1 protein-coding gene is annotated in these 234 nt (G+C 50.4%); it reads left to right on the top strand.

Going from position 1 to position 234, the window contains the following annotated elements; translation table 11 throughout:
• Positions 1-234: IS200/IS605 family transposase (gene tnpA / locus EAE89_RS23345; protein ID WP_214086706.1), on the top strand; the 234-nt coding region annotated here is incomplete at both ends.

The raw sequence follows: 234 nt of genomic DNA on the forward strand, positions 1-234 counted from the left end.
TACCGTCGAAAGCTCTTTGACAGGCATATGATTGAGCAGCTACGGGAAGCATTCCTGTCTGCCGCCGCAAAGCTCGAATGCGAAATCATAGAGATGGACGGTGAGCGGGATCATGTACACCTTCTGGTCGCATACCCGCCAAAGCTGGCAGTGAGCGTGATGGTTAACAACCTGAAATCAGTATCATCACGGCTACTACGCCAGCAGAATACACATCTACGAATGCAGAGCAAA

The sequence above is a fragment of the Photorhabdus heterorhabditis genome, from assembly GCF_018448905.1.
In the GTDB taxonomy this organism is placed as follows: domain Bacteria; phylum Pseudomonadota; class Gammaproteobacteria; order Enterobacterales; family Enterobacteriaceae; genus Photorhabdus; species Photorhabdus heterorhabditis.